At 49.7% G+C, this 19,272-nt stretch carries 27 protein-coding genes, 2 tRNA genes, 1 rRNA gene and 1 pseudogene; 7 read left to right on the top strand and 24 right to left on the bottom strand.

Annotation, left to right across the window (positions count from 1 at the left end):
- Positions 1-95 precede the first annotated feature (95 nt).
- The 3 genes from KNP00_RS09580 to KNP00_RS09590 are packed head-to-tail and all read right to left on the bottom strand — an operon-like array spanning position 96 to position 2,922.
- Positions 96-902: an ABC transporter ATP-binding protein gene (locus tag KNP00_RS09580; RefSeq protein WP_215144596.1), complete on the bottom strand. Its 807-nt coding sequence runs from the start codon at positions 900-902 to the stop codon at positions 96-98.
- Positions 899-1,945: a FecCD family ABC transporter permease gene (locus KNP00_RS09585; RefSeq protein ID WP_215144598.1), complete on the bottom strand. Its 1,047-nt coding sequence runs from the start codon at positions 1,943-1,945 to the stop codon at positions 899-901. Before KNP00_RS09585 ends, KNP00_RS09580 begins: the two co-directional genes overlap by 4 nt.
- Positions 1,942-2,922, bottom strand: a complete 981-nt coding sequence (locus KNP00_RS09590; protein WP_215144600.1) for a FecCD family ABC transporter permease — start codon at positions 2,920-2,922, stop codon at positions 1,942-1,944. The genes KNP00_RS09585 and KNP00_RS09590 overlap by 4 nt, the downstream gene beginning before the upstream one ends.
- A 121-nt stretch (positions 2,923-3,043) precedes the next feature.
- On the opposite strand from KNP00_RS09590, the gene KNP00_RS09595 reads away from it, so the two are divergent.
- Both KNP00_RS09595 and KNP00_RS09600 read left to right on the top strand, forming a co-directional pair.
- On the top strand, positions 3,044-3,982 hold the full coding sequence (locus tag KNP00_RS09595; protein WP_215144602.1) for an ABC transporter substrate-binding protein: 939 nt from the start codon (positions 3,044-3,046) through the stop codon (positions 3,980-3,982).
- 84 nt (positions 3,983-4,066) lie between these two features.
- The gene (locus KNP00_RS09600; protein ID WP_215144604.1) at positions 4,067-4,249 is read left to right on the top strand and encodes a PspC domain-containing protein; all 183 of its coding nucleotides are present in this window, start codon (positions 4,067-4,069) and stop codon (positions 4,247-4,249) included.
- A gap of 34 nt (positions 4,250-4,283) precedes the next feature.
- Here the strand turns inward: KNP00_RS09600 and KNP00_RS09605 are convergent, their stop codons facing one another.
- From KNP00_RS09605 to KNP00_RS09625, 5 genes are all read right to left on the bottom strand, one after another.
- Positions 4,284-5,630 carry an FAD-dependent oxidoreductase gene (locus KNP00_RS09605; protein WP_215144606.1) on the bottom strand — a complete coding sequence of 449 codons (1,347 nt, stop codon included), beginning with the start codon at positions 5,628-5,630 and terminating at the stop codon, positions 4,284-4,286.
- Positions 5,631-5,828: 198 nt separating this feature from the next.
- Positions 5,829-6,122, bottom strand: coding sequence for a YesK family protein (locus KNP00_RS09610; RefSeq protein ID WP_026824452.1), 294 nt, complete (start codon positions 6,120-6,122; stop codon positions 5,829-5,831).
- Between the two features lie 126 nt (positions 6,123-6,248).
- Complete coding sequence (gene tatC / locus KNP00_RS09615; RefSeq protein WP_215144607.1) at positions 6,249-7,037, bottom strand: twin-arginine translocase subunit TatC; 789 nt, start codon at positions 7,035-7,037, stop codon at positions 6,249-6,251.
- 3 nt (positions 7,038-7,040) lie between these two features.
- Complete coding sequence (gene tatA, locus KNP00_RS09620) at positions 7,041-7,268, bottom strand: twin-arginine translocase TatA/TatE family subunit (RefSeq protein ID WP_240542812.1); 228 nt, start codon at positions 7,266-7,268, stop codon at positions 7,041-7,043.
- Positions 7,268-7,924: a redox-sensing transcriptional repressor Rex gene (locus tag KNP00_RS09625; protein ID WP_015880579.1), complete on the bottom strand. Its 657-nt coding sequence runs from the start codon at positions 7,922-7,924 to the stop codon at positions 7,268-7,270. The genes tatA and KNP00_RS09625 overlap by 1 nt, the downstream gene beginning before the upstream one ends.
- A gap of 150 nt (positions 7,925-8,074) precedes the next feature.
- Between KNP00_RS09625 and KNP00_RS09630 the strand changes: the two genes are divergently transcribed.
- The 3 genes from KNP00_RS09630 to KNP00_RS09640 all read left to right on the top strand — a co-directional run bounded on the left by KNP00_RS09630 (position 8,075) and on the right by KNP00_RS09640 (position 10,958).
- Positions 8,075-9,976, top strand: coding sequence for an ABC-F family ATP-binding cassette domain-containing protein (locus KNP00_RS09630; protein ID WP_215144609.1), 1,902 nt, complete (start codon positions 8,075-8,077; stop codon positions 9,974-9,976).
- Entirely contained in the window at positions 9,973-10,380 is a 408-nt protein-coding gene (locus KNP00_RS09635) for a hypothetical protein (RefSeq protein ID WP_215144611.1), read from the top strand. The genes KNP00_RS09630 and KNP00_RS09635 overlap by 4 nt, the downstream gene beginning before the upstream one ends.
- A gap of 104 nt (positions 10,381-10,484) precedes the next feature.
- On the top strand, positions 10,485-10,958 hold the full coding sequence (locus tag KNP00_RS09640; protein ID WP_215144613.1) for a flavodoxin: 474 nt from the start codon (positions 10,485-10,487) through the stop codon (positions 10,956-10,958).
- 9 nt (positions 10,959-10,967) lie between these two features.
- On the opposite strand, the gene KNP00_RS09645 is transcribed toward KNP00_RS09640, so the two are convergent.
- The 7 genes from KNP00_RS09645 to KNP00_RS09675 form a co-directional block, all read right to left on the bottom strand.
- Positions 10,968-11,534, bottom strand: coding sequence for a hypothetical protein (locus KNP00_RS09645; protein ID WP_215144615.1), 567 nt, complete (start codon positions 11,532-11,534; stop codon positions 10,968-10,970).
- A gap of 14 nt (positions 11,535-11,548) precedes the next feature.
- Positions 11,549-12,571 carry a tRNA (adenosine(37)-N6)-threonylcarbamoyltransferase complex transferase subunit TsaD gene (tsaD, locus tag KNP00_RS09650; protein WP_215144617.1) on the bottom strand — a complete coding sequence of 341 codons (1,023 nt, stop codon included), beginning with the start codon at positions 12,569-12,571 and terminating at the stop codon, positions 11,549-11,551.
- A complete protein-coding gene (gene rimI / locus KNP00_RS09655) occupies positions 12,568-13,029 on the bottom strand; it encodes a ribosomal protein S18-alanine N-acetyltransferase (RefSeq protein ID WP_215144619.1) in 462 nt (153 codons plus the stop codon). Before rimI ends, tsaD begins: the two co-directional genes overlap by 4 nt.
- Positions 13,022-13,678 (bottom strand): tRNA (adenosine(37)-N6)-threonylcarbamoyltransferase complex dimerization subunit type 1 TsaB, encoded by a 657-nt coding sequence (gene tsaB / locus KNP00_RS09660; protein WP_215144621.1) that lies wholly within the window; start codon positions 13,676-13,678, stop codon positions 13,022-13,024. The genes rimI and tsaB overlap by 8 nt, the downstream gene beginning before the upstream one ends.
- On the bottom strand, positions 13,675-14,124 hold the full coding sequence (tsaE, locus tag KNP00_RS09665; RefSeq protein WP_215144624.1) for a tRNA (adenosine(37)-N6)-threonylcarbamoyltransferase complex ATPase subunit type 1 TsaE: 450 nt from the start codon (positions 14,122-14,124) through the stop codon (positions 13,675-13,677). Before tsaE ends, tsaB begins: the two co-directional genes overlap by 4 nt.
- A gap of 103 nt (positions 14,125-14,227) precedes the next feature.
- Positions 14,228-14,304: transfer RNA gene (locus KNP00_RS09670), tRNA-Met, on the bottom strand.
- Positions 14,305-14,329: 25 nt separating this feature from the next.
- Positions 14,330-14,406: transfer RNA gene (locus tag KNP00_RS09675), tRNA-Met, on the bottom strand.
- Positions 14,407-14,544: 138 nt separating this feature from the next.
- On the opposite strand from KNP00_RS09675, the gene KNP00_RS09680 reads away from it, so the two are divergent.
- Entirely contained in the window at positions 14,545-15,327 is a 783-nt protein-coding gene (locus tag KNP00_RS09680) for a sporulation protein (protein WP_215144626.1), read from the top strand.
- Between the two features lie 105 nt (positions 15,328-15,432).
- Here the strand turns inward: KNP00_RS09680 and KNP00_RS09685 are convergent, their stop codons facing one another.
- Both KNP00_RS09685 and KNP00_RS09690 read right to left on the bottom strand, forming a co-directional pair.
- Positions 15,433-15,630: a hypothetical protein gene (locus KNP00_RS09685; RefSeq protein WP_215144628.1), complete on the bottom strand. Its 198-nt coding sequence runs from the start codon at positions 15,628-15,630 to the stop codon at positions 15,433-15,435.
- 202 nt (positions 15,631-15,832) lie between these two features.
- Entirely contained in the window at positions 15,833-16,474 is a 642-nt protein-coding gene (locus tag KNP00_RS09690) for a uridine kinase family protein (RefSeq protein ID WP_215144629.1), read from the bottom strand.
- Between the two features lie 50 nt (positions 16,475-16,524).
- Between KNP00_RS09690 and KNP00_RS09695 the strand changes: the two genes are divergently transcribed.
- On the top strand, positions 16,525-16,902 hold the full coding sequence (locus KNP00_RS09695) for an HIT family protein (protein ID WP_215144631.1): 378 nt from the start codon (positions 16,525-16,527) through the stop codon (positions 16,900-16,902).
- 9 nt (positions 16,903-16,911) lie between these two features.
- Here KNP00_RS09695 and KNP00_RS09700 read toward each other — a convergent pair whose 3' ends face one another.
- The 7 genes and pseudogenes from KNP00_RS09700 to rrf form a co-directional block, all read right to left on the bottom strand.
- Complete coding sequence (locus KNP00_RS09700; protein WP_215144633.1) at positions 16,912-17,850, bottom strand: hypothetical protein; 939 nt, start codon at positions 17,848-17,850, stop codon at positions 16,912-16,914.
- Positions 17,850-18,029, bottom strand: coding sequence for a pentapeptide repeat-containing protein (locus tag KNP00_RS14365; protein ID WP_420828317.1), 180 nt, complete (start codon positions 18,027-18,029; stop codon positions 17,850-17,852). Before KNP00_RS14365 ends, KNP00_RS09700 begins: the two co-directional genes overlap by 1 nt.
- A 24-nt stretch (positions 18,030-18,053) precedes the next feature.
- Positions 18,054-18,116 (bottom strand): annotated as a pseudogene (locus KNP00_RS14370) (hypothetical protein); the annotation flags it as partial.
- A 10-nt stretch (positions 18,117-18,126) separates the two neighbouring features.
- Complete coding sequence (locus tag KNP00_RS09710) at positions 18,127-18,435, bottom strand: GNAT family N-acetyltransferase (protein ID WP_215144635.1); 309 nt, start codon at positions 18,433-18,435, stop codon at positions 18,127-18,129.
- A gap of 89 nt (positions 18,436-18,524) precedes the next feature.
- Positions 18,525-18,818, bottom strand: a complete 294-nt coding sequence (locus tag KNP00_RS09715; protein ID WP_240542813.1) for a hypothetical protein — start codon at positions 18,816-18,818, stop codon at positions 18,525-18,527.
- Positions 18,815-19,048 carry a helix-turn-helix transcriptional regulator gene (locus KNP00_RS09720; RefSeq protein WP_215144637.1) on the bottom strand — a complete coding sequence of 78 codons (234 nt, stop codon included), beginning with the start codon at positions 19,046-19,048 and terminating at the stop codon, positions 18,815-18,817. Before KNP00_RS09720 ends, KNP00_RS09715 begins: the two co-directional genes overlap by 4 nt.
- 137 nt (positions 19,049-19,185) lie before the next feature.
- Positions 19,186-19,272: ribosomal RNA gene (gene rrf / locus KNP00_RS09725) — 5S ribosomal RNA — on the bottom strand; the annotation flags it as partial.

The raw sequence follows: 19,272 nt of genomic DNA on the forward strand, positions 1-19,272 counted from the left end.
AAAAATTCCTCCTCTAAGGTAAAAAAACATGACGCGCACTTACCCTACTCTTTTTCCCTGCTTTTCCGTAAAAAAACCTAGTCCGTAGACTAGGTTCAGGTCGGTCGCTTTTCATTCAACTCGTAGTGTGAATACGGTACACAGAGCGGTGTCCCGTATAGCGGGTCCTCCGTCACTATGACTTTGAGACCGAATACGTCTTTCATGAACGTTTCATCGACGACATCGTTCGGACTGCCTTCGCGGTACACGTTACCGCCAGCTAATGCGATGACATGATCGGCATAGCGACAGGCAAGGTGCAGGTCGTGGAGCACCATGATGATCGTCTTTCCTTCTAACCGGTTCAACCGATACATTAAGTCCAAAATCTCGATTTGGTGTGACATATCCAAATATGTCGTCGGCTCGTCGAGCAAAATCGTCTCCGACTCTTGGGCGAGCGCCAACGCGATCCATACCCGTTGTTTTTGTCCACCGGAAAGGTTGCTGACGAGCGTGTCACGGAGCGACACCGTATCGGTAAAGGCGAGTGCCCGTTCGACGGCCCGTTCATCGTCCTCCGAATATCGTTTGAAGAACGTCTGGTACGGATAACGACCGAAGCGAACGAGTTGTTCGACGGTCAATCCATCCGGTGCCACGTTCACTTGCGGCATGAATGTCATGAGTCGTGCCGCCTCTTTCGCCCGATACGAATCGAGCGGTTTGTCCCGAAATGCGATATCTCCGCCTAGTGCATCTCTCTGTCTCGCGAGCGTCGAGAGGAGCGTCGACTTTCCGCAACCGTTCGCCCCGAGAAGGACAGTGATCTTCCCATGAGGAATGGAGAACGATAATCGATTAAGCACCGTCTTCTGTTCATATCCGATGGTTACTTCGTTCAAATCAAATGTGTTCATCTTATGCTTCCTTTCATCATCCGTCGAAGTAAATAGAAGAAATACGGTGCTCCGATGACGGCCGTCATCACCCCGGTCCGTAATTCATACGGATAAAAAATCGTCCGAGCGAGCACATCCGCCAACACGACAATCGTCGCCCCGACGAGAAGCGTCGCCCAAATATAAGGGAGCTTCAACCCTTGTCGGGCGATATGAGGTGCCATCAACCCGACAAATCCAATCGCGCCGACAAAGGCGACACCAATGCCGGCGAGTAAACAGGAAAGCAACAACGTCCCACGCTGGATCCCTCGTACCGGTACACCGATGCTCGTCGCCGTCGCTTCACTGATATGGAGCGGTCGCACGTGACGTTCAATCAAAAGGGCTGCCAACAAAAAGAGAAGTACGAACGGAACCATGATTTTCAATTGATTCCACGTCGCGGCATAGACGGTACCGGTGAGCCATTGCTGGATATCGTTCTTCCGGTAGACGTTGGAGGCGAGCATCATGAACTGAACGATGCCTTGTGAGAAGATACTGATCCCAATCCCGACGAGCGCGAGCCGGACCGGTGGGACCCCACGTTTCAATAAATAAAAGAGGAACACCCCGACAACGATCGCCCCGAGAAAGGAGGCAATCGGGATGTAAGCGAGCGGGACCGATAGCTGGTTCGTTCGCTCATCCGTAAAAACGGTGAAAAACGTGGCCGTCGCAACCCCTGCCCCACCGACAATCCCGAAAATCTCGGGGGAAGCCAACTCATTTTTAATCGTCAGCTGTAACAAGTGACCGCTGACGGCGAGACTCGCGCCGGCGGTGATTGCCATCAACACACGTGGCATCCGGAACTCGAAGACGACGAGTTGCTCGAACGCGTCCCCTCCCCCAATGAACAGGGCAGCGAGTGAAGCAGGGCTAAGGAACGTATCCCCAATGGCGAGCCCGAAATAAATCGACAGGAGTAATCCGACGACAAGTAGAAGCGCCAACTCGATTTCACGCTTTCGGAGCGTGAACGAGACGGGGCCTTTTCGAAAGCGATATGTTTTCATGATTTGAAGACTCCTTGTCTGACACTGACGAGATAGATGAAGAATGCCCCACCGATGACGGCGAGTACGACGCCAACGGTCACTTCACGTGGGAACAAGATGACACGTCCCAAAATATCCGCCGCAAGCAACAAGACGCTACCGATGAGGGCACTTCCGGCGAGACGGGCGAAAAAGGCCGTCCCAAATAGATACTTCGCCAAATGGGGGGCGAGTAGACCGGCGAATGCGATCGGTCCGGCGAGCGCCACCCCGAATGCGGAGAGCACGACGGCGAGTGTCACCGCGACAAATTTGATGACACCGACGTTTTGTCCGAGTGAACGCGCAACCTGGTCTCCGAGCGATAACGTCTCTAACTCTTTACTGAGCAAGAGGACGAGTACGACCGCACCCACCATCCATGGCAATAACGCCTCGACGAGCGTAAGCGACCGTCCGGCGACCGATCCGGTCAACCAGAACAGCACTTCATCGAGCGCCCCTTCCTCATACGCGATGATCGACTGGGTGAACGAGCTGAAGAGGGCGGCAAGCGACGCCCCGGCAAGCGTCATATACATGACGTTCCCCCCGTTCGCACTGAGCAGATAGACAATCACACCGGCGATAAATGCACCGATGAGCGAGGCGATCGTGAACGAGGCGATACTGCTGAATCCAAAAAGCGTCACAAGCACGATAGCCAGACTCGCACCTGCATTCACCGCCAAAATATCAGGGGATGCGAGCGGGTTACGGGTCACGAGCTGAAAGATGAGACCGGCGAGACCGAGCACGCTACCGACGAGTAGCGCGACGATTGTCCGTGGGATGCGATTGTCGGCTAAGGCAATCATCGCTTGAGATGAACCGTCCGCCCGGAACGTGAGCACGTCTTCGTGACTGACCGTGATGACACCGACGCGCAAGCTGATATAACTCAAGATAGGCAAACAAATGATCAAGAGCAGTAATTTGATCCAAGTTTTTTTCATGTCCTCACTTCTTTCCTTTCCTACCATAGCAAACATTCCGTTCTAGAAAAAGGGGTTGACAGTGAGAATCATTATCACTTATAGTCAGGAAGGAAAATCACCTACATAGAGGAGAATGGTCATGAAAAAATGGATGCTCGCGTTACTTACGCTTTGCCTTACTGTCGTCCTCGCTGCTTGCGGCGGGTCAGACGATCCAGATAACGAGACAAAATCAAATGAAGAAGCAGCAACTCGCTCCATCGAACACGCAATGGGAACGGCGGATGTGCCTGAAAACCCGGAACGTGTCGTCGTCTTGACGAACGAAGGGACAGAAGCCCTTCTCGCCCTCGGCGTCAAACCGGTCGGTGCCGTCAAATCATGGAACGGCGATCCGTGGTACCCGCACATCGAGTCTGAGATGACAGATGTGACGGAAGTCGGGACAGAGAGTGAAGTCAACTTGGAGGCCATCGCGAAACTCAAGCCAGATCTCATCATCGGAACGAAACTTCGTCAAGAAAACATCTATGACAAGTTGAACGCGATCGCACCGACGGTCATGTCAGAGACGCTTAAGGGAGACTGGCAAGAAAACTTCGCCCTTTATGCGAACGCACTCAACCTTGAAGAGGAAGGGAACCAAGCGTTGGCTGACTACGACCAGCACGTCGAAGACACGAAAGCTGAACTCGGAGATGCCGTGAATAAAGAACTCTCCGTCGTGCGCTTCCTTCCAGGTGCGTCACGCATCTACTTCACAGATAGCTTTTCAGGTGTCGTCCTAGGCGATGTAGGGGTAAAGCGCCCAGCTTCACAAGATCGCACTGAATTCGCTGAAGAGATTACGATGGAGCGGATCCCAGAGATGGCGGGCGACCACATCGTCTACTTCACATACGGTGGAGCGGACGGGTCGAAGACAGCTGAAGAATGGCAGTCAAGCCAGTTGTGGAAAGACCTCGATGCTGTCAAAGCAGGGGAAGTGACAGAAGTCAGTGATGACATCTGGAACACATCGGGTGGCGTCTTATCTGCCAACCAAGTGCTCGATGAACTCGTCGACATCTTGAAGTAAACAATTGCGCACCAATTGAATTGGTGCGCTTTTTCATACACTCATATGGTAAAATTTACATATCAACTCATAAGGAGCTTTGCTATGCAACGTACACTTCGAAAGTCGGCGACGGACCGCTCGATTGCCGGTGTATGCGGTGGGATCGCTGAATACGTGAACATCTCTTCACTCGGTATTCGGCTACTATTCATCTTTTTGCCGGCTAACTTTCTCATCTACATCCTTCTTGCCAATTTCATGAAAGATGAACCACACTATCTATAAAAAACGCGAAAGCTGTTAGCTTCCGCGTTTTTTGTTAGGCATTCACTTTGTCTTTCATCGCTTCAAGCGCTCCGCTGTTCAAGAAGTGCCATGGTTTGTTGTAGTGTGGTTGGAAGAAGAAATCGACATAGGCGAGCTCTTCGATCGTCATCTCGTTTTGGATGGCGAGGGAGAGCGTGTTGACCGCTTGCGTCAAATCCGCTTTCGATAACACTTGTCCACCGACAATACGATGTGTCCCTTTTTCATAGACGAGTTTGAATTCGACTTTCTCTGCGGTCGGCATGAACTCCGGACGATACGCGTCCTCGATGACGACACTTTCCACTTCGAGTCCAAAGAGCGCTGCCGCTTCTTCCGTCAAACCAGAAGACGCGATATTCCAGTCATAGAGTCGAAGTCCTGACGTCCCTTGTGTCCCTTGGTAGCGGACGCGTGGTTGCATCATGTTCTCCGCGACGAGCGTTCCCATGCGGACAGCGTTCGTCGCAAGTGGGATATAGGCGTGTGTACGCGCCGGGTTGTAGTAGACGGCACAGCTGTCCCCTGCCGCAAAGATATCCGGGTTGCTCGTACGCATATATTCGTCGACGATGATGGCGCCGTTCCCGAGCATATCGATTTGCCCTTCTAACAGTCCTGTGTTCGGACGGAATCCGACACAGAGGATGACGAGGTCCGCCTCGAATTCGCCTTTGTCCGTCACAACGTGTGTGACGTTCCCGTCTGTTCCACGGAACGCCTCGACTGTCTGACCGAGTTCGAGGTCAATCCCGCGACTTGCCATGTCCGCTTCTAGTGGATCCGTGAACGACTTGTCGAGATACTTGTTCAAGATGCGGTCGGCACTATCGATGAACGTGACATGTTTTCCGTATGCTTCGAATGCTTCGACGAGTTCGACCCCGATATAGCCCGCCCCGATGACGGCAATCTTCGTCGCATCTGTCGCACGTTCGATGATGCGTTGGGCGTGCGCGTAGTTTTTACAGAGCTCGATTCCATTCATTTCGATTCCTGGGAGCGTTGGGACAATCGGCCACGAGCCTGTCGTGACGATCAAGCGGTCATACGTGTCATGCACGTCTTCCCCGGTCTCAAGATTTTTGGCGTGGACCGTCTTCGCTTCGGAGTCGATCGATAAAACGTCATGTTTCATGCGCATCGTCGCACCGAGTTCCTCAAGTTCGCGTGGAGACGAGTAGAACAACTCTTCCGCACGTTGGACGACCCCACCGACGTGGAGCGCAATCCCACACGAGAGGAAGCTGACGTTGTCGTTCCGCTCGTAGACGGTGATGTCGAGATTGTCGTGCTTGGCGAGTAACCCTTTGACTGCTGCTGTTCCTGCGTGTGTACATCCGATGACTGCGATTTTCATATGAGTCGTCTCTCCTTTTATGTTAAACAATACATTTCGTTTTCACATTGTGATAAACATCACATTTACTTTCTGAACTTAGTGTACTATTTCACAAGAAGGTTTGACAATCCTTTTGCTCACTATTTCACGTAAAAGTGTCTAAAGTTTGAACTCCATGCGTGACAACAAAACCGTCCCGCAACCGGAACGGTTCACTTACGAATTCGTCGTGCGTCGTGCTTTGATCCAGTGATAGATGACGACGCCGATATAGGTGACAAGACCGATCACGTATAAACTGAAACCGATCATGCTCCAGCCTAGACCGTCCCATCCGCGAACAAAGACGAGACCAATCAAGATCAGCGTGTATCCTACCACGAGCAGCATCAACGAAAAGACGAGTCTTCGCTTAAATTTCGACTTCAAAAAGTTCAGCATGGCAATCAATAAAATCGTCGTCAACACACCGATGATGATGATTGCATCCCCGTAGTACTCCCAAATCATCGCTTCTCCCCCTGACCTCCAACTGAGTAGCTTTATTTTATCATGTCAGTCATGTGTTTTCGTGTTGTTGAAAAACGTTCGTTACCAAAAATCAAAAAAGCACCGTCTCCCTGGAAGGAACGATGCTCATTTCTCATTCATCTGTTTCATTAAATCCATCTGTTCTTGCACCATCGCCTCTTTCTCCCGGCGCAGCACCCCTTTATAGGTGATACGTGAAATCGATAAGCTGATTTCATATAGGAAGAAGAGCGGTAGTGACACCATGAGGTGCGATGTCAAATCCGGTGGTGTGATGAACGCCGCAATCACGAATAGGGTGAAATACGCGTACTTTCGAATCTTCGATAAGAAGTACGGGGTCACGACGCCGATTCGAGTCAAGAACATCACGACGACCGGCAGTTGGAACAACAGACCGAACGGGATTGTCAGCTGCAACAAGAACGTGAAGTAGTTGTTCGCCCCAATGATTTGTTCGAGTCCGAGGTCTTGCCCGAGGTTCGTCGAGATATCGAGGACGAGCGGGAACAACCAGTAGTAGGCGAACGCAAGGCCGATCAAGAACAATCCGAAGATGATTGGGATATAGGCAAGCGTGCCTTTCCGCTCATTCGGGTGCAGACCGGGTGCGACAAACGCCCACACTTGATACAGTAGGAATGGGCTCGCCGCGATCAGGCCGATGATGAGCGCCAAATTCAAGTAAATCATGAGCGGGTCCGCGACCCCAAAGGCGTTCAGTTCAAGCCCACGTTCGACGAGGTCTTTTTGCAAATACGCGAGAACATATTTGACACTCGGCAAAGCCATCAAAAAGAAGGCAAAGACGACAAATGCAGATAGCATCAGTCGTCTCCGCAACTCTGTCAAGTGATCGGTGAGTTCCCGCTCTTGATCAGGTTGATGATTCATGGCTTACTGCTCTTTCTTTTCGATAGCTTTCTTGTCTTTCTTGTCGTTCTCGTCGTGCTCGTTCATCATGCCGTTCGTTGCATTTTTGAACTCACGAAGCGTCTGTCCGGCCGCGCGACCAAACTCCGGTAATTTCTTCGGTCCGAAGATGATGAGCGCGATGATGGCGATGATGAAGAGACTCGCCCCACCCGGAATCCCGACGACGAGTGATGATGCTAGTAATTCCATTATTGATGGACCCCCTCAGCGGTTGGATAGTGTTGCATGAAGTAAATGAGTGACTGCAGCTCAATCGACAAATCGATATGATGGACGCGAACCGTGTCCGGGACAGTGAGTCGTGCCGGTGTGAAGTTCAAGATGCCCTTGATGCCGAAACGCACCAAGTCGTCTGCGACGGATTGCGCATAGGCAGAAGGTACCGTCAAAATGGCGACATCGATCTTGTTTTGCTTCATGATTTGTTCCATCTCATCGACGTGATGAATCGGGACGCCTGACATCGTCGTACCGACTTTTGTCTCGTCTGCGTCGAACCCGACGACGATATGTGTGTTATTGTTTTTAAGGAAGTTATAGTTGACGAATGCCGTCCCAAGGTGACCGACCCCGACCAAGGCGACATTCGTAATCTCGTCCTGATTCAGTGTCTTTCGGAAAAAGTCTAACAGATACTGCACGTTATAGCCATATCCCTTTTTGCCGAGCGCACCGAAGTACGAGAAATCGCGGCGAATCGTAGCCGAATCGACTTTGACCGCCTCACTCAGTTCTGCTGAAGAGACACGTTGTTTACCTGACGCGTGCAGGCTTTGAATAAATCGATAATATAGTGGCAACCGTTTGGCTGTCGCTTGTGGAATCTTTGGTTCGTTTTGACTCAACGGAAAGAGCCTCCTTTTTACGACACGTTACAAACGAATCTGAATTTCATACACCTTGATTGTAAACGAATTCACATGACCACTCAACGAATATACCTAAAATCGCTGAAAAATACAGTATACTAAATAGAGAGAAAGGGGTTTTTTCACTTGATCCTACTGCAAGTCAACAACTTATCCAAATCTTTCGGCGTCGAGCCGATTTTAGAAAACGTCAAACTCGAAATCCAGGAAGGCGAACGCGTCGCGCTCGTTGGCCGAAACGGGGCCGGCAAGTCGACGCTTTTGAAAGTGATTTCCGGTGAATACAACTATGATTCCGGGGACATCATGAAACCAAAAGACGTCACGATCGGCTATCTCGCCCAAGATTCCGGGCTCGAATCCAACGAGTCGATTTGGAACGAGATGCTCACTGTCTTCACGGACTTGATCGAGCAAGAGAAGACGCTCCGTCGCATGGAGGCCGACATGGGATCCGAACGGATTTTAAACGATGCCGCTGCGTATGAACGTCTCCTCTCTTCTTATGATGAAGAGCAACATATGTTCAAAGAGCGTGGCGGATACCAGTATGAAGCGACCATCCGCTCAGTCCTCCACGGGATGCGCTTCTATCCGGACGACTTCGAGCGTCGGATCGACACGCTCTCCGGGGGACAGCGGACGCGTCTCGCCTTGGCGAAGATGCTCCTTCAAAGTCCCGATCTACTCATCTTGGACGAGCCGACGAACCATTTAGACATCGAGACGCTCGCCTGGCTCGAGAAGTATTTGAACGGCTATAAAGGTGCCGTCCTCATCGTCTCCCACGACCGATACTTCCTCGACCGTGTCGTCTCGGTCGTCTATGAGCTGTCACGTCACCGGAGCCGTCGCTTCGTCGGGAACTATACGAAATATCTCGAACAGAAGGCCGCCCTCTACGAGCAAGAGAAGAAGCAGTTCGAGTCGCAGCAAGAAGAGATTGCCAAGATGCAAGACTTCATTCAGCGAAACATCGCCCGGGCGACGACAACGAAACGAGCGCAAAGCGTACGGAAGCGTCTCGAGAAAGTCGACCGCCTCGATGCTCCGGATGGCGACGAACGCAGTGCCGTCCTCTCGTTCTCCATCAAACGCCAGAGCGGAAACGATGTGTTGAGCGCGAGTGACCTCTCCATCGGGTACGAGGAAGCGATCGCTCAGAATCTCCGCTTCCAACTGCAACGCGGTGAATCGGTCGCCCTCGTCGGTCCGAACGGGGTCGGCAAATCGACATTACTGAAAGTGTTGACGAAACAACAGTCGGCCCTCACCGGTGAGATCCGTTACGGGACGGGCGTCGAGATCGGCTACTACGACCAAGAGCAACAAAACTTGTCTGACGCGAACCGAGTCATCGATGAGATTTGGAATGAGTGGCCGCTCATGCGCGAGCAAGAAGTGCGGAGTCTGCTCGGTCAGTTCCTCTTTAGCGGCGATGACGTCATGAAGCGTGTCCATGAGCTGTCTGGTGGCGAACGGGCGCGACTCACGTTGGCCAAGCTGAAGCTCGAACAACCGAACCTGCTCATCCTGGACGAGCCGACGAACCACTTGGACCTCGACTCGAAGATGATTTTGGAGAATGCCCTCCTCGACTATCCGGGCACGATTCTCTTCGTCTCGCACGACCGCTACTTCATCGACCGACTCGCGACGCGTGTGTTAGAGATCACGCCGAACGGCATCGACGAGTATCTCGGGGACTACTCATACTACGTCGAGAAGAAAGAAGAACTCGAAGAACTCGCCCGACTCGCCCGTGAAGAGACGAAGCAGGTCGTCGTGAAAAAGCAACGCGCCGACAAGGAACAACAGCGAGAAGAGCGCCGAATCAAGCAACGCATCGAAGAGATCGAGCTGGCGATCGAACAGCATGAGAATCGCATCGAAGAGATCGAACAGTTGCTCTGTGAGCCGGACGTTTTCAATGACTTCGCCCGTGCTCAAGAATTATCGACCGAGTCGGACGCAGCGAAAGAATCGATCACCGGACTTTATGCGGAATGGGAGGAACTCCATACATGATGCGTACCCGTGCCATGCGAATCGAGTTCATTCAAGCATTGCTCACGGGACTGGCCTATATCGTGCCGACGGGGACCGAGTTCGTGTCTGAACTCATCCGCGGGGAGCCGACGGTCGTCCCGTCTATTCTCTTTTTCTTTCTGCCTGTCGTCATCGGCTTCATCATTCAGACGTGGCCGGGGATTCTACTCAGTCTATTCAGCGGCCTACTCATGAGCACGCTCTTCATCCGGATCGTCGTTTGGCCGGTCGATGTGACGATTCATACGTTCTATGCGCCCGGGTCGGTATGGGCCCACTTCTATGAGGAGACGTTCTTCATGTGGGTCCTCGCCCTTCTCGTGTTCATCGTGAGCCGTATCAATACGTGGCATCGGGAGAAATATCGACAACCGAAAGCATAACGTTTCCACGTCTTCTGCTTGAAGACGTGGTTTTGTTTATTGAATCACTCCCCCATTGACAGTGATAATCATTTTCAATTAATCTGTAATTGAGGTGATTATTAATGAAACTATTGATTGGATATGTCAGCATGTCGGGCAATACTGAAGACATCGCAAATCTGATTCGACATACATGGCAGGACGCAGGACATGCTGTTTCAATATGCGACGATTGGGAATCGTTGCGCATCGAGCAATTATCTGAATACGATGGAGTCATTCTTGGTACGTATACGTGGGGTGACGGCGACCTCCCGTATGAGGCCGAGGATTTTGTCTATGACTTAGAAGAGGCGGCATTAGACGGTTTACCGTGTGCCGCTTTCGGTTCAGGTGATACAGATTATCCAAAATATTGCGCAGCGGTCGATACCGTGGAGGAAGCACTTCAATCTGGTGGAGGACACATTCTTACTTCCTCACTCAAAATTGAGTTCGACCCAAATACAGATGAAAAGAAGGAAACGTGTATGACATTTGCGAAAACTTTCCTTCAACAATTAGAAGCACTCAAAAAGGTTCAGCCACATGGCTGAACCTTTTTGTTAGAAGTACCGTAACGGCTGGAATCCGATTGAATGGAAGTCGAGTTTCGTCCCGTCCTCTGCGATAAAGAAAACGTACTCGTTCGTATCGACGTCACGTGTGAACACCTTGTAGAATGTCATCGCCTCTTCTCGATTCGTCACGTAACGTGCCTCATGCGTCGAGATGACCTGTGCGAACAGTTGCTGTTCGTCGAGCTCCTCGATCAAGTCATCAAACTTAGCCGCCTCTTCTTCCGTTGCCTCACGACCCCGTTCGATTTCATAATAGGCATCGCTCGCTTTTGTCTGAATCCCTAGATTGCGATCGACGACAATCACGCGTTCTGGCTTTTGGTCGACGACACTCGTATATCCATACAGCGCCTCAACTAGAGTATTCTCTCCGGTCACACGACCAACGCCTTCTAATTCGTCTTCTCCAGTCAGCGACTTCACTCGCGTCTCTTCCGGAACGATCTCCTCTTGGTAGGCGATATTATAAGCGCGGATGATCTCACGCACTTGTAAAAACGTCGCCACGACGAGTAATACGATAAGTCCTCCGATGATGATGCGTTTCGTCATATCTCTGTTTCCCCCTAGACTGTCATGCTCTCTTCTAAGGATAACCCAGGAACCGCATTCATCGCTAGTGTATCGCGCTTTCCGCGCACATACGCGTGATGCGCTGCGACTCCGATCATACCGGCATTGTCCCCACATAAGTCGAGCGGTGGGATGACGAGTTGAATCCCTTCAGCTGTAGCAGCTTCTTGAAGCGCAGCGCGGAGACCCCGGTTCGCTGCCACACCACCGGCGACAAGCAATTGCTTCGCACCTTTTTCTTTCACGGCACGAATGGCCTTCTCGACGAGCACCTCGATGACACTCGCCTGGAAGCTCGCCGCCAAGTTTTCAGGGATGACCGTCTCCCCTCGTTGCTCCGCATTGTGCACGGCGTTGATGACCGATGACTTTAATCCACTGAAACTGAAGTCGAAGCTACCCGGCTCGAGACGAACGCGTGGGAAGTTGTACGTATCTTCCCCGGTTGCTGCTAATCGATCAATCGCCGGTCCACCCGGATAAGGAAGACTGAGCGTCCGGGCGACTTTATCGTACGCTTCACCAGCCGCGTCATCTCGCGTCTCACCGATCACTTCGAAGACACCGTGCTCGGGCATATAGATCAGTTCCGTATGCCCACCGGATACGACGAGACAAACAAGTGGGAACTGCATCTGTTCGACAAGTTCATTCGCATAAATATGTCCGGCGATATGATGGACGCCGATGAGTGGTTTTTGATGCGCGAACGCCAATGCTTTGGCTGCACTGATGCCGACGAGTAGGGCACCGACGAGCCCCGGTCCTTGTGTGACCGCGACCGCATCGACGTCTTCCATCGTTACGCCCGCTTCACTCAATGCGTCATCAATGACATACGTGATACGCTCGACATGGTGACGGGACGCCACTTCAGGGACGACGCCACCAAATCGTTTATGACTCTCGATTTGAGAAGAGACGACGTTCGACAAAAGGGTCTTTCCGTCTTTTACGAGCGCAACAGACGTCTCGTCACAGCTCGACTCGATTGAGAGAATCAAGGATGTATTCATTTTAAGTCACTTCCTAACTTCGCCCAATAAATATAGGCGTCTTCATTATTATCCTGATAGTAGCGTCTTCTCCGACCGGCCTGCATAAACCCGAACTGTTCATACAGTTTTTGCGCGCCAACGTTCGACACGCGGACTTCTAACGTCAACCCGACGAGTCCTTTTGACTTGGCGAACGCGACGAGTTCCGCTAACAGCTGATTGCCGATGCCCTGTCCACGAAATTCAGGTAAGACGGCAATGTTCGTGATATGTCCTTCATCGACGATTTGCCAGACGCCGACAAAGCCGACGACCCGTTTCTCATGGACTGCGACAAAGTAAACCGCTTGTTCATTTCGAAGCATCTCATTCATGAACGCCTCTTTGGTCCACGGAATGGAGAAGGATGCTTCTTCGACTTTCGTCACTTCCTCGACATCAAGCCACGTCATCCGACGAATGTTGACGTCAGCCATTGTTTTGCCCCTCTAACCATTTCGCTTCCGCTTCGGCGAGTCGTAAATACTCCGGTTCAAACGCATGAACGTCGCTCGTCTCATCGCTGAAGACGACCAAATCGCTCGCACGTCCATATCGATGAGCCGCCGGTGCTTCGACATACTCATAATCCTTCAATACGTCACGGAACGGTTCGATGTCCCCGACGACGAGGAAACGTCCTTGACTGTTCAGGCGCAACCAGTCGGCGACCGGGGCGTGCTGATCGTGCGTCAGTGCCTGATTGTGCTGATAATATCCGATATACGCATTGCCGCGTCGCGCATCAATCAATGAGACGACGGGCAAGTCCGTATTCGGTGCTGCCGCCATAAGCTTTAAGGCAGACACCCCGATGAGAGGCAGATTGAGCGTATAGGCAAGTGTCTTCGCCGTCGTCACTCCAATCCGAATCCCGGTGTACGACCCAGGTCCTGTCGTGACAACGATGCGCTCGAGCATGTTCGGTGTCCACTTGACCGCTGCCATGAGTTGTTCAATCATCGGCATGAGCGTGACCGCATGGTTTTTCGAGACCATGACCGTCGCTTCGGCTTGAATCTCTCCAGCCTCGCTTAACGCGACAGACAAACGCGTCGTCGCCGTATCAATCATCAATTGTTTCATGCGAGCACCTCCTTGGCGATTTGAACATAGCGCTCACCCGTCGGAGCGAGGGTCAATTTCCGTTCTTCGTCACTGACCCGCTCAATCGTGATGGACAAACGCTCTTCCGGAAGGGAAGACTCGATCAAGTTCGACCATTCCACGATGGCGACACCGTCACCGTTAATATATTCCTCAAGACCGATGTCATCTCCCGTATCTTCGAGTCGATAGACATCCATATGATAGAGCGGCAAGCGTCCTTTATATTGCTTCATAATCGTGAACGTCGGACTGTTGACGTTACGTGAGACACCAAGTCCTTTTGCGAATCCTTGTGTGAACGTCGTCTTACCGGCACCAAGGTCACCGTTTAACGTGATGACGGTCCCTGCTTCAACGAGCATGGCCAATCGTTCCGCTACCGCTTGCGTCTCCGCCGCAGAGTGCGTAATCAATGTATACATGAATGGTTCTCCTTTAATCGCTTCTACTTCGTACTCATTGTACACTTCATTTTAAGCAAAAAAAAACACGAAACGCTATCGTTTCGCTATCTCATTAAAAAATTGGTTGCGGGGGCTGGATTTGAACCAACGACCTTCGGGTTATGAGCCCGACGAGCTACCAGACTGCTCCACCCCGCGACGATTTATGAAATTAAATTAAAATTGGTTGCGGGGGCCGGATTTGAACCGACGACCTTCGGGTTATGAGCCCGACGAGCTACCAGACTGCTCCACCCCGCGATGGTTTGAATTGTTTCGACATCCTCTATAATAAGTGAGACAGTTATAAAAAGCAACCTTTTTTTATATGTTTTTTGAAAAAAGGAATCGGGAACACATATAACAGTATAGAATTTAGAGAAAAGGGGCGCGACCGCCATGTCCAAATGGGGAAACCGATTTAAGAAATGGTTCTTTTCGGAGATCGAAGCCGACATCACGTTCGATCCGGCAGCACTCATTCCGAAACAGGAAGTGACCGGGACGTTGCACGTATCCAACCCGACGACGAACGTCGTCCGGCTTCACGAACTGACTCTCAACTTTTTGACGACGTTCAAAGACATCACCATGGAAGGAAACGAATTCAATCGAGAAGCCGACATTCAAGAAGTCCCAATCCCATTGTCCATCGTATTGGAACCCGGCGCCAAGGAGTATGTTCCGTTTTCATTCGAGTTGACGATGTACGCCCCCTCTTCGGCTGGCGCTCCATACAGTATAGAGGCCACACTATGGGACAAGGACATTAAACGGGTCTGGTTTGATGTAATCGAAAACATTGAAATCGAACCGATGCCTGAATTAAAACGATTGCTTGAAGCGACTGCCCATGCCGGTCTTGAACCGATGTTCGTCCGAAACGTGATCGACCCGCTCGGAGAAGAACGCCCTTATCCATTCGTCGAAAAATATGGGTTTAAACCAGTCGGGGAATGGGCCGACGAGTTCGAGGTCGTCAAATCATTTTGGCGCTTGCATGATGATCGAATCGATCTCTATTACTGGCTCGACAACATCGAGACCCAGCGGACACTCGAGTCGATGGCAACCGATGTCGAATTGCGTCATCGCTCTCTCACATGGGAACAACTCGAGCGCGAACAAGAACGGCTCGGTCTCGGCATTCAAGAAACGTTACGCAGTCACCGCTCCTCGTGAGCGGTGATTGTTTTTTAATATGACATGTAGTATTCCTCAATCAATCAAAATGCTCCGAATAAGAGAATGAAAAAAGTATCTTATTCGGAGCGTTTTACTATGTCTTTAGCTAGTTTTTTCTTTTCTAGTCATAATAAAATGATGAAAAATTGAAGCAATCACACCTATGACTGATCCTATAACAATCGATACTAGTAAAATTGAAAACACTTCTTGAAAAGTAACGGGCAGTAATAATTGAGTTGCCATCAATAAAAAGACGAGGGTTACGCCCGCTATAATCCACAGTAACGGTTTTTCCAAAGTAAGGTACTCCCTTCTTTAATAATTTTTATCGTGTTCATTTTTTCTATTCTGAAGTGTAAAGTACATATCTTGGAATCGATAACTCGGAGAGAATCGCCTGAATCCATTCGTTGAAAAGTTGTGATTCAAATCGATTGAAACATGTGCCAACGAGTTCGAGATTATCAAATCATTTTGGCGTTGAAGATACGCTACGCAGTCACCGTTCCTCGTGAGCGGTTTTTTCAATTTGAATTTCATCCTTACTCGTATTGACGATGGTTTGAAAGTGGTGGCGATACGGATGCATGAACAATTCATATTGCAGACGTCGCTCTACATGTGAAGCATGTAAGTATTTTAGCTCCATACCCCGTTCCTGAATATCACGTTGCGAACGTCGCTTGAACTCCGTCTCCCCGTCCGTATAAAGATATATTGATTGGTCAAAAGAAGAGAGATCCAGGAACGCGACACTCATGCCTTCAATAATCGTGACCAGCTTCTCCGGATCAATCCATGTCCGTTCTAAGTAGGGAACATCAATCGTATAAAATCCAATCCCTTCCCGAATCATACGAACATCACGCTCAAGTGAGAGCAGATGATGCGCAGCCGGATGACACGCCGTCATTTTATAGCGATGGGTCGTTCCATCGTGTTGATACGTGAGGATCGTTTGTTTCCGCAACTGTGAATCTGTGATATACGGGTCCGTGTGAAGCAGATTCACATCTTCCAGTCTTTCTCGTAATCGTTCAGCCAACGTGGATTTCCCAGCCGCCCCATGTCCAGAGATGGCAATCAATGTTCGTTGATTCGGTCTCACACTTTGTACGATATCCTCAATCAGTTGTTCCACGATTCTCCTCCTTTGGTACACTTGATTTAGAAAGGAAGTGTACCCATCTCATGTCGACTTGTCCATTTTGTCATCCCACACTCGACCCACATCAAACCATCGTCGCCGAGAATGAATCCTGTTACTTTCTCATGCATGACCAAGAACAAGACGTCCTTGTCGGATCAGGCGTCATCGTCCCAAAAGCACATCGCGCGACGGCGTTCGACTTAACCCCGCTAGAGTGGCAACATACATACGAACTTTTACATACGGCTAAGGAGCACCTTAATCAAGTGTTTCAACCTGATGGATACACGCTCGGTTGGAACGTCGGTGTTGCTTCAAATCAAACGATCCCTCACGCTCATCTACACGTCATCCCTCGTTACGAGGCGGGGCCTCACGCAGGAAAAGGGCTTCGTTATTGGTTGAAACGACCTGAATGAGCAGACAGTTCATCGCGAGAGGATGAGCTGTCTTCTTTTTTCATCAATCTCTTCAAGTTCTTGTTCTAATCGTTCTGTTTGTTGTGTCATGCGAGCAATCAACTGACTGATTTCATCATCAAGTCCGTTTACTTGATCTAATGAATCATTGATTCGTCCATGCATCGTCCACTCTGAAAAAATATCATCCAAGAAGTAATCGGCAAACTGAATGAGTGAACCCCGATCGACATACAACTCCTGAACAATGCCTTGTACATCCGCTAGTTCACGGGCGAAGCGCTCCAATGCAGATTGCAATTCGTGCATCGTCTGCTCAGAAGCATTTAACGCATCATGTTTCATTGCCGTTGCAATCAAACCACCCCCGAAGAACGTGTCGTACGTCGACCACCCCTTCGCGCTATCTAAGTGTTTGAGTGTTTTGGCAATCGTCGCCCGTGCCGCCTTCCCAGCAACGATGGCTTCTCTATACTCAATCAAGAGTTCATTCGTTTTTGCCTGTTGATTCGTGAGACGGTGAAGCTCTCGACGGACCACTGGATCATTTGAGAGGGAGGCTTCTTTAGACTCCAGGAAGGACTCCCATTTAGTATCGATGTCTTCATACGCCTCAAGCTTTTCTTGTAAGTCTCGATGCTCGAGTGTCAATTCGTCAATCATTGCCTCATGTTCCCACAACTTCAGTTCAGCACGAGCTGCCTCTTCCATTTCAATCGTCCGTTGTTCATCAAACGTCCCTCGTAATTTCCGCCATGTGTTAACGAGAGAAAACCCTTCAAGGTCATATACATCACGCTGTTCCTTAGTGAACGAATTGAGCAGTTCCTTTCGTACCGCTTCATGTGCAGCAAGCTGCTTTTCAAGCGTTTGACGTTTGCGGACGAGACGGTCCCGTTCGGCAAGACGTCGCTGCAACTGTAATTGAGTTTGTTGGATGTCTTCCATCATTTTTCCCCTTTCATTTCATAGGTCTGGTTTATAAATGTTTCAATCATTACACCATTGATCGTCATTCCTTCGATGTTACATCTTGTTAACGTTGCATGTGCTAAATCACATTGATCAAAGGCAGCACCCTTCAGATCTGAATGTTTAAATTGAATCGTACGTCCGGTTTCCTGCATCGTCACAAAGTTGAAGTGTGACCCTGACAAATTCAAATCACTGAATATACTGTCGCGGAAATTAATGTTCCGAAAACGACTTTGACTAAAATTACAGTTACATCAAAGCTTTGCCGATCCCCTGTCCTTGAACACTAGGATGGACGAAGACTCGATCAATTCGTGCATAGTCTTCACCAGTTAGGGCTAACACAATGGCCCCAACGATGTGATTGTCCTGCTCAATGACATAGCACGTCAACTCTTCAATCATATATTGTGTCATCGCCTCATGATTGTATCCCGGCGGTTCGATATTCAGATCTCTCTCAGGCAACTGCAAAGTAAGTGCTTCTTGTTGAAAACTTGCGGTTGAAACTTTTGTAACAGTCATTATATCGTCTTTCGTTGCTTCTCTTATAATCATTATTGCCCCCTCAATACTTTGTTATACGTACTCCACTCGTCATATGTTTCATGTAACAAAAAAAGCACTCGATGTGAGTGCGATTCAGATTAGATTCGACGTTTTAGAACGGTGATGGTCACTCCTTGCACAATGAATGTCAAACCAATCAGAAGTGAAATCACATCACGATACACATCAAACGATAAGACATGAAGCCAACGGTGATACCATTCGATAAGTAACCATCCGATAGGAAAAATCGGGGCAGCCACCATATAAGATGAGGTCGCAATTTCTTTTCCACGCTCGTCCTTGCCTTCCTTTCCAAACAAAAACCTCAACGTAATGATGAGCATGACAAGAAAAATTGGATAGACAAGAAAGTTGATCCATAACATCATGAAAGTTGCTCCTTCTTTTCATATTGAAATACGTCATGCACTGTTGTATCAAATAAAATGGCAATCTCAAATGCCAATTTTAGCGAGGGACTGTATCGATTATGCTCAAGCGACACAATCGTTTGTCGACTTACCCCTAAAAAATCTGCGACTTGTTGCTGTGACCATTTCCGCTCTGCTCGCAACACACTTAATCGGTTATGAAGTTGTCCGCTCGTTTTTTTGACCATTTTTAAATGCCTTCTTTCTTAAAAAGCGTTCTCTCTCATTCGAATGTAATATTTTTTTGTCATTTAGTCAAATATATAATACATTTATACATAAAAAAAGACGACCAAGCGTATGCTTGATCGTCTTCTGCGTTGTTGCCTGGCAACGTCCTATCCTCACAGGGGGAGATCCCCCAACTACTTTCGGCGCTGAGACGCTTAACTTCCGTGTTCGGCATGGGAAC

Source organism: Exiguobacterium qingdaonense (genome assembly GCF_018617855.1).
Classification (GTDB): Bacteria; Bacillota; Bacilli; order Exiguobacteriales; family Exiguobacteriaceae; genus Exiguobacterium; species Exiguobacterium qingdaonense.

What these genes read in the sequence shown, in the direction of transcription:
- KNP00_RS09595 (WP_215144602.1), top strand. Translation starts at nt 3,044, where the DNA reads ATGAAAAAATGGATGCTCGCGTTACTTACGCTTTGCCTTACTGTCGTC.
- KNP00_RS09605 (WP_215144606.1), bottom strand. Translation starts at nt 5,630, where the DNA reads ATGAAAATCGCAGTCATCGGATGTACACACGCAGGAACAGCAGCAGTC.
- KNP00_RS09610 (WP_026824452.1), bottom strand. Translation starts at nt 6,122, where the DNA reads ATGATTTGGGAGTACTACGGGGATGCAATCATCATCATCGGTGTGTTG.
- KNP00_RS09700 (WP_215144633.1), bottom strand. Translation starts at nt 17,850, where the DNA reads ATGGAAGACATCCAACAAACTCAATTACAGTTGCAGCGACGTCTTGCC.
- tsaE (WP_215144624.1), bottom strand. Translation starts at nt 14,124, where the DNA reads ATGTATACATTGATTACGCACTCTGCGGCGGAGACGCAAGCGGTAGCG.
- KNP00_RS09635 (WP_215144611.1), top strand. Translation starts at nt 9,973, where the DNA reads ATGATGCGTACCCGTGCCATGCGAATCGAGTTCATTCAAGCATTGCTC.
- KNP00_RS09680 (WP_215144626.1), top strand. Translation starts at nt 14,545, where the DNA reads ATGTCCAAATGGGGAAACCGATTTAAGAAATGGTTCTTTTCGGAGATC.
- KNP00_RS09585 (WP_215144598.1), bottom strand. Translation starts at nt 1,945, where the DNA reads ATGAAAACATATCGCTTTCGAAAAGGCCCCGTCTCGTTCACGCTCCGA.
- KNP00_RS09715 (WP_240542813.1), bottom strand. Translation starts at nt 18,818, where the DNA reads ATGATGTTATGGATCAACTTTCTTGTCTATCCAATTTTTCTTGTCATG.
- tatA (WP_240542812.1), bottom strand. Translation starts at nt 7,268, where the DNA reads ATGGAATTACTAGCATCATCACTCGTCGTCGGGATTCCGGGTGGGGCG.
- KNP00_RS09720 (WP_215144637.1), bottom strand. Translation starts at nt 19,048, where the DNA reads ATGGTCAAAAAAACGAGCGGACAACTTCATAACCGATTAAGTGTGTTG.
- KNP00_RS14365 (WP_420828317.1), bottom strand. Translation starts at nt 18,029, where the DNA reads ATGCAGGAAACCGGACGTACGATTCAATTTAAACATTCAGATCTGAAG.
- KNP00_RS09580 (WP_215144596.1), bottom strand. Translation starts at nt 902, where the DNA reads ATGAACACATTTGATTTGAACGAAGTAACCATCGGATATGAACAGAAG.
- tatC (WP_215144607.1), bottom strand. Translation starts at nt 7,037, where the DNA reads ATGAATCATCAACCTGATCAAGAGCGGGAACTCACCGATCACTTGACA.
- KNP00_RS09695 (WP_215144631.1), top strand. Translation starts at nt 16,525, where the DNA reads ATGTCGACTTGTCCATTTTGTCATCCCACACTCGACCCACATCAAACC.
- KNP00_RS09640 (WP_215144613.1), top strand. Translation starts at nt 10,485, where the DNA reads ATGAAACTATTGATTGGATATGTCAGCATGTCGGGCAATACTGAAGAC.
- rimI (WP_215144619.1), bottom strand. Translation starts at nt 13,029, where the DNA reads ATGGCTGACGTCAACATTCGTCGGATGACGTGGCTTGATGTCGAGGAA.
- KNP00_RS09590 (WP_215144600.1), bottom strand. Translation starts at nt 2,922, where the DNA reads ATGAAAAAAACTTGGATCAAATTACTGCTCTTGATCATTTGTTTGCCT.
- KNP00_RS09710 (WP_215144635.1), bottom strand. Translation starts at nt 18,435, where the DNA reads ATGATTATAAGAGAAGCAACGAAAGACGATATAATGACTGTTACAAAA.
- KNP00_RS09600 (WP_215144604.1), top strand. Translation starts at nt 4,067, where the DNA reads ATGCAACGTACACTTCGAAAGTCGGCGACGGACCGCTCGATTGCCGGT.
- tsaD (WP_215144617.1), bottom strand. Translation starts at nt 12,571, where the DNA reads ATGAATACATCCTTGATTCTCTCAATCGAGTCGAGCTGTGACGAGACG.
- KNP00_RS09645 (WP_215144615.1), bottom strand. Translation starts at nt 11,534, where the DNA reads ATGACGAAACGCATCATCATCGGAGGACTTATCGTATTACTCGTCGTG.
- tsaB (WP_215144621.1), bottom strand. Translation starts at nt 13,678, where the DNA reads ATGAAACAATTGATGATTGATACGGCGACGACGCGTTTGTCTGTCGCG.